Source organism: Ideonella sp. B508-1, assembly GCF_000333615.1.
Taxonomy (GTDB): domain Bacteria; phylum Pseudomonadota; class Gammaproteobacteria; order Burkholderiales; family Burkholderiaceae_C; genus Ideonella.
On the sequence record NZ_BADL01000218.1, the window covers coordinates 1 to 11418 of the forward strand.

The 11418-nt window shown below is 65.6% G+C and carries 11 protein-coding genes; all 11 read left to right on the forward strand.

Annotated elements, in window-relative coordinates:
• A partial coding sequence (locus I73_RS27080) for a GNVR domain-containing protein (protein ID WP_022980363.1) occupies positions 1-656 on the forward strand: 656 nt, incomplete at its 5' end.
• A 15-nt stretch (positions 657-671) separates the two neighbouring features.
• Positions 672-1583, forward strand: a complete 912-nt coding sequence (locus tag I73_RS09340) for a polysaccharide biosynthesis tyrosine autokinase (protein WP_026096517.1) — start codon at positions 672-674, stop codon at positions 1581-1583.
• Positions 1584-1655: 72 nt separating this feature from the next.
• Positions 1656-2477, forward strand: a complete 822-nt coding sequence (xrtB, locus tag I73_RS27085; RefSeq protein ID WP_022980365.1) for an exosortase B — start codon at positions 1656-1658, stop codon at positions 2475-2477.
• Positions 2470-3183 (forward strand): exosortase-associated protein EpsI, B-type, encoded by a 714-nt coding sequence (gene epsI / locus I73_RS09350; RefSeq protein WP_022980366.1) that lies wholly within the window; start codon positions 2470-2472, stop codon positions 3181-3183. The genes xrtB and epsI overlap by 8 nt, the downstream gene beginning before the upstream one ends.
• A 44-nt stretch (positions 3184-3227) precedes the next feature.
• Positions 3228-4715, forward strand: coding sequence for a flippase (locus I73_RS09355; protein ID WP_022980367.1), 1488 nt, complete (start codon positions 3228-3230; stop codon positions 4713-4715).
• A 77-nt stretch (positions 4716-4792) separates the two neighbouring features.
• Positions 4793-6157 carry an O-antigen ligase gene (locus I73_RS09360; RefSeq protein WP_159105870.1) on the forward strand — a complete coding sequence of 455 codons (1365 nt, stop codon included), beginning with the start codon at positions 4793-4795 and terminating at the stop codon, positions 6155-6157.
• Positions 6154-7173 carry a glycosyltransferase family 2 protein gene (locus I73_RS27090; RefSeq protein ID WP_051049147.1) on the forward strand — a complete coding sequence of 340 codons (1020 nt, stop codon included), beginning with the start codon at positions 6154-6156 and terminating at the stop codon, positions 7171-7173. The genes I73_RS09360 and I73_RS27090 overlap by 4 nt, the downstream gene beginning before the upstream one ends.
• A gap of 95 nt (positions 7174-7268) precedes the next feature.
• A complete protein-coding gene (locus I73_RS30855) occupies positions 7269-8375 on the forward strand; it encodes a glycosyltransferase (protein ID WP_159105871.1) in 1107 nt (368 codons plus the stop codon).
• Positions 8372-9274 (forward strand): acyltransferase family protein, encoded by a 903-nt coding sequence (locus I73_RS09375; RefSeq protein ID WP_022980371.1) that lies wholly within the window; start codon positions 8372-8374, stop codon positions 9272-9274. The genes I73_RS30855 and I73_RS09375 overlap by 4 nt, the downstream gene beginning before the upstream one ends.
• Positions 9274-11178, forward strand: a complete 1905-nt coding sequence (locus I73_RS30860; RefSeq protein ID WP_083876656.1) for a WecB/TagA/CpsF family glycosyltransferase — start codon at positions 9274-9276, stop codon at positions 11176-11178. Before I73_RS09375 ends, I73_RS30860 begins: the two co-directional genes overlap by 1 nt.
• A gap of 32 nt (positions 11179-11210) precedes the next feature.
• On the forward strand, positions 11211-11418 hold a 208-nt coding region (locus tag I73_RS33845; RefSeq protein ID WP_026096518.1), incomplete at its 3' end, for a hypothetical protein.

Here is an 11418-nt window from a genome sequence, read left to right on the forward strand (position 1 = left end):
TGAGCAACCTCAAGGTGGAGCTCAACCGGGCCGAAGCCAACCTCCAGGACCTGAACACCCGGCTGGGGCCGAACAATCCCCAGGTCATCCAGGCGCGGGCGTCGATCGCGGAGCTGCGCAGCCGTCTGGAGGCCGAGACCCGGCGCGCCGTCGGCAGCGCCGCCGTCAATGCCAACGTCAATGCGGCCCGGGTGGCCGAGGTCAAGTCTGCGCTGGAGGCGCAGCGGGCCAAGGTGCTGAAGATGAAGGAGAGCCGCGACGAGATGAGCGTGCTCCAGCGGGATGTCGACAACGCACAGCAGGCCTATGACGCCATCGTGGGGCGGATGAACCAGAGCAGCCTGGAAAGCCAGACACAGCAGAGCAACGTGAATATTCTGAGTTCCGCGGTGCCGCCGCTCACGCAGTCCAGCCCCCGTCTGGGGCTGAACATCGCCGTGGCGTTGGTGCTGGGCACGATGCTGGCGGTGGCCAGTGCCATCGTGCGAGAGCTGATGGACCGCCGTGTCCGCGGTCCGGAAGATCTCGTTGCGGCTTTGGGGCTGCCCATCGTGGGCGTGATGCCCCGTCCGGCCATCAGGGGCAAGAAGGCGCCCAGCCTGATGGCCCAGCGTGTGATCTCCGGGCGCCTGGCCGGCCCCGCGAAGAAGGCCTGATCGGAAGTCGACACCATGAGCCAAACACCTACTGACTCGGAAGACGTGAAGCCCGCCAAGGCCATGCCCAGCGCTGAGGATGTCCGCAGCCTCGGCGAGATCATTCGCGACACCCGCAATCTCTCCGCCAAACAGGTGGGAGAGATCCTGGAATACCAGCGCGTCAACGGGTTGAAGTTCGGGGAGGCGGCCATCGCCTTGGGCCTGGCCACCCCGGACGACGTGCTGCACGCCTTGTCCAAGCAGTTCAATTACGCCTATGGCGGACAGGAGGCCCAGAAGAGCAGCCCCGAACTGGTGGTACTGGCCCAGCCTTTCGGCCACCAGGCCGAGGCCTTCCGGGCCATGCGCGCGCAGATCCTGATGCGCACCCAGCCCAACGCGGAGGAGGGGGCACCCACCAAGAAGCGGGCCCTGGCCGTGCTGAGCGCCACCACCGGGGACGGCAAGACCTTCTTCGCCGCCAATCTGGCGGTGGCCTGTGCCCAGTTGGGCCAGCGCACGCTCATCATTGACGCTGACCTGCGTGGGCCCCGCCTGCACGAGGTCTTCGACCTTGCCAGTGGAACCGGTCTGGCGGGTCTCCTGAGCGGACGGCGGGGGGAGAGCGTGATCAAGCCTGCCAAGGGGGTGCCCAATCTCTTCGTCCTGCCGGTGGGCATCAGCCCGCCCAATCCCCTGGAACTGCTGGAGGGACCGGCCTTCGGTCTGCTCTTGATGGAGCTGCTGACCAAGTTCGACCATGTCATCCTCGACACGCCTGCTGCCAGCTTCGGTGCGGACGGGCTGGTGGTGGCTGCACGTTGTGGTTTGGCGCTTGTCATCGCGCGCAAGGATCAAAACAGCATCGAGGCCGTGCAGAATTTGGTGGGCAGCCTCAATGCGACCCAAGCGGCCGTGGTTGGCGTGGTCATGAACGAGTTCTGAGCCGGGGCGGCAGGCATGGCCCCATCCGGTTCCCTCGCTCGCTGGGATGGGTCACGGTATGCGCCGTGGCTGATGATGCTGGCGGGCTTGGTTGCGCTCTACGGCCCGACGCTTTATGACCTCTTGTCGGGGCCATGGCTGTCCGACCAGCAGGGGCATGGCCCCATCATCCTGTTGCTGGTTGGTTGGCTCATATGGCAGCGATGGTCGCAAGTGGACGACGCGACGCTGTCCGTACCCGTGCCGCAGCTGGCGTGGCCGGTGTTGCTCATTGCCTGTGCCACCTATGCGATCGGTCGCTCGCAGGGGGTGCTCGTGTTCGAACTGGGGTCGCTCATCCCCATGCTGGTGGGGATGGTGCTCCTGCTGCGTGGCCCCCGCCAGCTTCGGGCCGTGGCATTTCCCCTGGTCTTTCTGTGTTTCATGGTGCCCTTGCCCAGCGCCATCGTCGATGCCGTCACGATGCCGGTGAAGCTGGCTGTCTCCGCCACGGTGGGACAACTGCTGTACTGGGCAGGGTTTCCCATCAGCCTGTCAGGGGTTCTGATCCAGATCGGCCCTTATCAACTCCTGGTGGCGGATGCATGTGCTGGGCTGACCACCCTGTTCACCTTGGAGGCGCTGGGGTTCCTGTACCTCAACATCGTGCGCTCTTCTTCGATGGCGCGGAATGTGATCCTGGCGATCCTGATCGTGCCGATCAGCTTCATGGCCAATGTGATCCGGGTGATGACTCTGGTGCTGATCACCTACTACCTCGGCGATGCCGCGGGGCAGGGCTTTCTGCATGGCTTTGCCGGTTTGCTCCTGTTCCTCACGGCGCTTCTGCTCACGTTGGTGGTGGATGGGCTGCTTCAGCGCAGTCTGCCAGGCCAAGGGGCCGCGCATGCCTGAGGTCCGAGCGGAGCGTTCGATCCTGGTGCGCGCAGGACTGGCTTTGGCGCTCATGCTGGGCAGTGCGTGGGTGGCTCACAGCGGTATTCCCCGGACACGCATGGCCGACCAGCGTGTGGCGCGTGTCGAAATCCAAGATTTTGTGCCGCTCCGTTTCGGAGTCTGGCGTCTGGATACCCGGGACGCCGTGGGCGTGGTCAACCCTGAGGCGGTCGCACTGCAGGACAAGCTCTACAGCCAGATCCTCACGCGGGTGTACGAGGATGACCGCGGGCATCGGATGATGCTCATGGTGGCCTACGGAGGGGATCAGCGCGATCAGTTGGCCTTCCATTACCCGGAGATCTGTTACCCAGCGCAGGGCTTTCTTGTGGCCCACTCGACCAATGTCGACATCCCCCTGGCTGGAGGACACACATTGGCTGCCCGACGCCTCGAGACTTCCAAAGGTCCCCTGAGGGTGGAGCCCTTGACGTACTGGGCCGTGGTGGGTGATCGCGTGGTTCGTGGACGGTTGGACCGCAACTTCGTGCAGTTGCGCTACGGCCTGCACGGCACGATCCCTGACGGGGTGCTGGTCCGTGTTTCCACCATCGGCGCCGACGCGCCTGCGGAGTTCGCCATGCAGGCCGCTTTCATCCAGGAGATGCTGGCCGCCATGACACCTGCTGCACGAGATTTCTTTCTCGGGCAGGCGCAGCGCTGATCGCGCCGCGTTCCGAAGCCGTTTTCTTGCCATTGCCGCCACCCATGTTTGCCAAGTCCCTCGTCAAGAGTTCAGCCTGGAACCTGATCGGACAGGGTGCCCCGATCCTGTTTGCACTGGTCACGGTGCCTCTGCTGCTCAAGACCATTGGAGAAGCCCGCTACGGCTTCCTAACGGTGGTTTGGGTGCTGATCGGCTATCTGGGGCTCTTCGACTTCGGTGTGGGCAAGGCCATGACACGGGTGGTGGCCGAAAGGCTGGGACAGGGGGACAGGCCTGGTGCCGGCGTGGTGGCCAAGGCCGCACTGATGATGATGCTGGGCATCGGCCTGGTGTCGGCTGCAGGCTTCCTGGTGTTCGCCGAATTCATCGTCGGGCGCCTGGCTTTGCCGCCCCCTCTTCACCAGGAGGGTGTGAACGCGATGCGCATCCTGGCACTCGGCCTGCCGTTCGTGATGCTCACCTCGGGATACCGGGGCTGCCTGGAGGCCTGCAACCAGTTCGGTCCGCTCAACATCGTGCGCGTGGGCATGGGGCTCTTCACCTACCTGGCGCCGCTGGCCGCGGTGCTGTGGTCTCCGCGGCTGGAATCCCTTGTGGCGGCTGTGGTGGCCATGCGGGTCGTGGCCAATGTCGTGCACAGGCTGCTGTACCAGCGCTACTGTACTTTCGAGTTGGCGGCAGGTGTGCCGCACCAATGGCGCGTCGAGCTGCGCAAGCTGCTGGGTTTTGGTGGCTGGATGACCGTGTCCAACATCATCTCCCCGATGATGAATTCGCTCGATCGCCTCATCATCGGCACGATCGTTCCGGTGGCGGCCGTGGGCTACTACGCCACGGCTTACGACATGATCTCCAAGGTGCTGATGCTGCCCTACTCGATCACGGGGGCCGCCTTTCCCGCCATTGCCGGCATGACCGATGGCGGACTGGTGCGTCGGGTGTACGCGGGCATGTTCAAGTTCATGGCCATCCTGGTCCTGCCGGTGCTGGCGGGTACGGCCTTGCTGGCGGACGTGGGCTTCCATGCCTGGCTGGGCGAGCGCTTTGCGCAGGAGGCCGCGCCAGCGCTGAAGATCCTGGCCGTCGGCCTCCTGTTCAACTGTGTGGCCCAGGTGCCGGCAACTCTGATCCTCACCCGCGGCTCACCCAGCTGGATGGCCCTGTGCCATGTGGTCGAGGCGCCCTGCTATCTCGGGCTGGTGATGTTCCTGACCACTGGGTGGGGGATTCAGGGCACGGCCATGGCCTGGGCCATCCGGGCGGCGGTTGATGCCATGCTGCTGGCCTATCTGGCCCAGCGCAAGCTGGTCCGTGGTGCGCTGACCCTTCCTCTGCTGCTGACCATCATGGTGCTTGCCGTGATCATGTTCGCTCCCGCCTTTGCCGCAAGACCGCTGATGTGGCGGCTGCTGGGCTTTCTGGGTGCCCTGGCGGTGGCGGGTGTCATCGTCTGGCGTTATCTGCTCACCGAGACTGAGCGGCCGCAACTGCTGGCGGCTTTGCAGCGCCGCAAGGAGGTTTGGACATGAACTTGCATGGCACCGCTTCGAGGTCACCCACCCCTGGCCAGCCCATGCCGGGTTCCAACCGGCGGGATCTGAGTTTCTTGAGCGCTGCGATCGTGCTGGTGTTGGCGCTACTGTTCGGCCTGGCCACGCCGGTGCTGCCGCCGGCCCTGTTGTTTGCTGCACCCATTGGGGTTCTGCTGTTGTATGCCGGCGCCCGATGGCCGCTGCTGGGCGTGTTCTTCACCTTGGCACTGGCCTTCGAGGTCATCCCATCTCAGATCGTGCCCTCGGCAGGGTCATTCAAGGCCCACGAGCTTCTGATGATGTATTTGCTTGGGGCTGTGGTCCTGCGTGCTTGGCTGGAGGGCACCCCCCTGCTGACGCCGCTGCGTCCCTTTCTCCTGCCCTTGCTATACCTGGTGGCCTGCATTGCCGCCTCGAGCGTCTACGTCCACTTCTTCTCGCCCAATCCCTTTCTGCTGACCTCCTACCGCGTGTTCGTGCCCTTGTTCGTTCTGCCGGTCATCCTGATCAGCAGCCAGGCAAAGGACTGCACACCAACCCTGGTGCGGGGCATGCTGGTCATTGCATTGGCGATGGCCTGCATCGCCATGTTGCAGTCGATGCTGGATATCCGCATCATGGGTGGCGCCCGCATGGACAGCCCGGAGGGAGATTCCGGGGTGGCACGCTCCTTCACGGGCGGGGCCACCTACGTCATCGGTTTCGGCATCTACTACATGGTCAATGGCCTCGTACGGTCGTTCCCGGGTGCACGCGTCTGGTATCCGCTGGGGCTGTTGATCCTGGCGGGGGGGTTGGCCATGACTTTCGGGCGCGGGGTCTGGGTGGCCACGGGCCTGGGGCTGATCGTCTCGGCGGCCCTGTACCGGGGGTGGCGGGCGGGGCTGCTGGCGGGGCTGCTGGCGGGTTTGTTGCTGGCCTTGCTCCTCACCGGGCTGTGGGTGGTCAGACCCCGAACTGCCGAGGCTGTGGTGGACCGTGCGCTCAGCACCGTCAACGAACTGGAGAGCGGGGGCTCCTTTGGCTGGCGACAGGCCGAGAACAGCTATGCCCTGAAGGCAATCGCCGCACGTCCCTGGACGGGCGTGGGGTTGGGCGGGGAATACAAGCAGACCACGGCGTCGCGGGGGCACTTCCTGAACGAGACCTACTACATCCACAACGCCTATCTGGCCTATCCGTTGCGCATGGGCGTGCAGGCTGCCGCGGTGCCTTTTCTCTTCATGCTGGCTTTTGCCGTGGTGTCCTACCGAAGCTTGCGGATTGCGCAGGGGCGGTTGCGTGCCGTTGGGGCGGCACTCGCCGGGGCCTTCCTGGTGCCCTGCATCACCAGCTACACGCAGCCGGAGTGGATGGGGCAGGGCTTGGGGGCCTTCGGCCTGTTCATGGGGGCGCAGTACGCGGTCTGGCAGGCGGCCCTGCGGGAGCGATCGACATGATCGCCAGTGCAGACACCAGCATCATCCTGGTCAACTGGAATGGCTGGGCCGATGTCGTCGAATGCATCGGGTCCCTGCTCCACCTGTCGGAGTCTCCGCGGTCCATCATCGTGGTCGACAATGCCTCGACCGATGGCTCGGTGTCGCGCATCGAGGCCTGGTGTGCCGGCGAGTTCGAACACCTGCCGCAGGCCAGCCTGCCGGGCGTGATCTGCAGCCCGCGTGCGCCGGCCGATCTTCGCTGGGCCAGTCTGGACGCGGGTGCGGTCATGCCCTCTCCCCTGCCGCAGGTGTTGCTGCTCCGTTCCAGCCGCAACACCGGCTTTGCCGGTGGCAACAACCTGGGGCTGGCCGTGGCGGCTGCGGCGGGTTGCCAGGCCCACTGGCTGCTCAATACCGACACCGTGGTGACGCCTCGCAGTCTGGTGGCGCTGTTGCAGCGTCTGGACGCTCGCCCTTCGGCGGGGGCCGTGGGGTCTACCCTGGCCTACTACTGGCGACCTGCGCATGTGCAGGCCCGTGGGGGGGCGACGTTCCACCCCTGGACCGGTGGGGCGCAGCATCTCGGGGCGGATGGCCTGCTGTCGGATCTGCCGCAAGACCCTGGCTCCACGGAACAAGCCTGCAGCTATATCGTCGGTGCTTCCATGCTGATCACGCAGGACTGGCTGGAACGTGTCGGGCCGATGTGCGAGGACTACTTTCTCTACTACGAGGAGATCGACTGGGCGGAGCGGGGGCGTCAGCAGGGCTACGGGCTGGCCTGGGCGCCGGACAGCCTGGTGTTCCACAAGGTGGGGGGCAGCAGCCGAAAGCGGGCATCGCGTCTGTCGCTTCGTTACCTTTACCGNCATCGTCTGGTGTTCACCCGCAGGTTCCACCCCCGCATGAGTGGCCGCGTGGTGCGGGCCATGGGTCGCCAGCTTGTGCATCATGCGCTGCGTGGGCACTGGGATGATGTGAGAGAGCTCGTGGGCGCGATCTGGGCCTTCCGTCGGGAATGGCTGGTTTTCTGATGGGGCAGGGTCGTCACCCCGAAATCAGCAGGCCCGCAGCCGGCACCACGCCCCCCGTGGTGCTGCTTTCCCATGGCTTCCAGGCCGAATACGAGGTGGCGTTTGCCAACGGCCTGGCGCAACGGGGCGTGCCAGTGACCGTGGTGGGGGCGGACGGCACGTTGGTCGAGCGACTCGAGTCTGGCGTCGAGTTTCTCAACCTGCGCGGCAGCCAGCGCGCAGGTCGACCCGCCTGGCAGAAGTTGCTCAACATCGGGCGCTACTGGTTTGCCTATCTGCGGCTGGCGCGGCAACGACCCGATGCGGTCTTCCATTTCAACGGCCTGTTCACCATGCGCAAGGGCCTGGGGGTGTTGGTGGAAGCCTGGCTGGCACACCGGTTCATTCCACGCTGGTGGCTCAGCGTGCACAACCTGCTGCCGCACAACGCAGATACTCCCCTGCATCGGAGGATCTTTTCCTGGGTGTATCGCTGGCCGCACAGGCTGGTGGTGCACACCGAAGCCATGAAGGTGGTCCTGCATGCCGAGTTCGGTGTCGCCCCGGAACGCATCCTGGTGATCGAACATGGCATTGACCAGTTCCATCCCCCGGCGCCAGGTGACCGCGATGCCCTCTGCCGTCAGCTGGGCCTGCCATCCGATGGTGCGCTGTTGCTGCTCATGTTCGGGCATCTCTCACCGTACAAGGGTGCGGATGTGCTGTTGCAGTCCGTGGTGCGCGCGGGTCTGCCAGCCGGTGTTCGCCTGCTGCTGGTGGGGCGGATCGGCTCAGCGGACTACCGAGCCTGTCTGCAGGCGGCTTGCGCGGCCATGGGAGAGGCCGCCGACCGGGTGCATCTGATCGACCGTTTCGTCCCGGATGCAGAGGTTCCTCTGCTGCTGCGGGGCAGCGCGGCGATGGTGTTGCCCTATCGGCACATCGACCAGAGCGGTGCCCTGTTCGCCGCCAGATCGGCAGGGCTGCCGGTGCTGGCCACCGACGTGGGCTCCTTCGCGCAGTATCTGGAGCCCGGCCGTGACGTGCTGGTGCCCGCCTGCACCGAGGACGACCTCGCCCGCGGCTTGCAGGTCCTGGTGCGTCAGCTCAATCCGGAAGACCGGCTTCACGCGGTGCGAACTGCCCAGCGATGGGCCTGGCGAGCCACCCTGGCGCCCTACGAACAGGCGCTTGCCGCGCTTGTCTCAGGGACCGGCGCATGACGGCGCTGAGACGTCAGGACATCGAGTGGCTGCGGGTGCTGGCCTGCCTGGGCATCGTCTGGTACCACGCCCGTGGGCCCGGGGAGGAGTTCGCGCTCTCGGGGCTCATCGTCTTCGTGATGCTGTCGGTCGTCCTGGCGCACCCCCGGGACGGGACTCTGAGGGATCGGTTGCAGGCGCGCGCTCAGCGTCTGCTCCTGCCCTGGGTGTTCTGGTGGGGGGTGTATGCCTTGCTGGAGGTGGTGACAGGGCGGGCCGGGCAGTGGACGGTCGCCGAGTGGCCGGTCTTGCTGCTGGCGGGCCCCAGCATCCATCTCTGGTACCTGCCCTTCACGTTCTTCGTGTTGCTGGCGATGGACATCTGGCACCGGTCGGTACCGGGGCCGGCCCCAGCGTGGGCCGGGTTGCTGGGGGTCTTCGCCGCCACGGCATTGCTGCTGCTTGCGGCGCAGCGCGTGCTGATGCCCGCGTCGCTGGAATATCCCTTCGCACAGTATCTTCAGGTTCTGCCGGCTGTGCTGTTAGGCTTGTCCCTGCGTTGCTGGAACACGCAGCCGCCCTGGGCCCGGTGGCTGTCCCTGGCGGGGGTCTTGCCGGGGCTGTGGGGCTTGGTCAATCATCCCGTCCGGGGAACAAGCTGGCCTTATCTGATCGGATTTCCGCTGGGGCTGCTGCTGTTGCGGCCCGGCACTCAGTACAAGGTGCCCTGGTCGGCCACCCCGCTGTCCAGGGCCACGTTGGGCATCTATCTGGTGCATCCGCTGGTGCTGATGTCGGCGGCCAAGCTTGGCTTCCTGGTGCGCAAGCCGGTTGTGATTTTGCTTGTTTTCCTGATGGCCTGGGCCGCCGTCTCTGGCGTGCACCGTCTGCTCCCGAATCTTGCCAGGCGGGTCATGTGATGTCTGAACTTCCTTCCTTGAATTCTCGAACCTGGTCGCCTCGCAGCGGTGCTGCTGGCGTGCGCCCGCTGCGTGTGCTGCATGTGGTTCGCCAGTACCCACCTGCGGTGGGTGGGCTGGAGAGCTTTGTGGCCTGTCTGGCCGCCGAGCAGCGCAACGCCGGGCTGGATGCCCAGGTGCTGACCTTGAATTCGGTGTTCCATGCCCCGCCGGCGCCGCCGCTGCCTGCGCAGGAGCGTCTCGATGGCATCCCGGTGCGTCGCCTGGCCTGGTGGGGCTCGCATCGCTATCCCCTGGCCCCGGGCGTGCTCAAGCACCTTCGCGAGTTCGACCTGGTGCATGTGCATGGTGTGGACTTCTTTGCGGACTTTCTGGCCCTCACCCAGTTCTTCCACCGACGCCCCCTGCTGCTCTCAACGCATGGGGGCTTTTTCCACACGGCTTACGCATCCCGCCTGAAGCGGCTTTTCTTTCACACCGTGACGCGTTGGTCACTGCATCGGTATGCGCACGTGTTCGCATGCAGCGAAGGCGACTTCGACACTTTTCAGGTCATCCGTCCCAATGGCATGACCCTGATCGAGAACGGCGTGGACACCGAGAAATTCCGGGGGGCAGCCGCAGCAGGCTTCCAGCCGGTGCTGGCCTTCGTGGGGCGCTTTTCCAACAACAAGCGGGTGGACCGGCTGGTGAGGCTGGTCGCGGATCTGCGCACGCGAGGGTGCGCCGCACGGCTGTTGGTGATCGGACGGGACTGGGACGGCAATCTGACCCGTCTGCAGGATCTGGTCCGGTCGCTGGGGGTGCAGGAGGCCGTCGAGATCCACACGGGCCTGAGTGACCAGCAGATCCGGACACAGCTGGGCCGGGCGTCCTTTGTGGCCAGCGCCTCCGAGTACGAGGGCTTTGGCATGACCCTGGTGGAAGGGCTTTCGGCTGGGCTGATTCCACTGGCGTCCGACATTCGCAGCTTCGAGGTCATTGTCGAGCGCGCCGGGGTGGGGCAGACGCTGGACTTCACTCGACCGGAGGTCGCGGCCAGCGTGGCCCACCAGTACATCGACCGGGTTGCGGCGGACCATCCTCGGCTTCGCCACGCCGCGCTGCAGGCGGCGAGCCACTGGAGCTGGCCCGCCACTGCCGAGCGGTTCATGGTGCACTACGACCAGATACCGGGGCATCAGGTGCGACGTTTGCAGGGGGTGGACATCGCGGTGATGACCGGCGAGGTCCTCATGCGCGAACTGGACGACTGCGCCACACGGCGTCGATCCGTGTATCTCGCTTTTGCCAATGCTCACACCCTGAACCAGGCGCGTCGGCAGCTGTCCTACCAAAATACCCTGAGGCATTTCCTCATCGTCAACGATGGCGTGGGCATGGACATCGCGAGCCGATGGCGTTATGGGCACACTTTCCCTGAAAACCTCAATGGCACGGACTTCGTGCCCCGCTGGCTGCGCGAAAGTCGCTCGCGACTTCGGGTCTTCCTGCTGGGCGCAAGGCCCGAGGTGGTGGACGCGGCCCACGCGCGGTGTCGCGAGCTCTTTCCGCGTCACGACTGGGTGGGCCATGCCCATGGCTACTTCAGTCCCGAGGAGGAGGCGGCGCTCTGCGAGCGCATCCGGCAGGCGGCACCCGATGTGCTGCTGGTGGCCATGGGCAATCCGCTGCAGGAACACTGGATTGCGCGATGCGCACCGGCAGCGGGCGTGCCGGTGGCGATCGGCGTGGGGGCGCTGTTCGACTTTTGGAGCGGCACGGCCAAGCGGGCGCCGGATTGGCTCCGCGCCATGAAGCTGGAATGGCTGTACCGGCTCTGGCGGGAGCCACGCCGCATGTGGCGGCGCTACCTGCTGGGCAACATGCTGTTCCTGCGCGCAGCCTGGGGGGACCGGCAGTGAACCTGCGACACGCCGCAGCACAGCCGCCCTGTGTGCTTCACCTGTCGGCCGACTATCCGGATGCCAACCGGGCCGAGACCACCTTGGCCGTTCGCAATTTCATCCAGGCCTGCCGAGGACTGGACCATTTCGTGGTGTCGCTCAACCGTGTTGCGCTGCCGTGGCAGGTGAACTGCATTGACGGAGATGGACGAGGCGACTCCCAGGTGCTGTCCATAAGCGACTGGGGCCTGCCGGGTG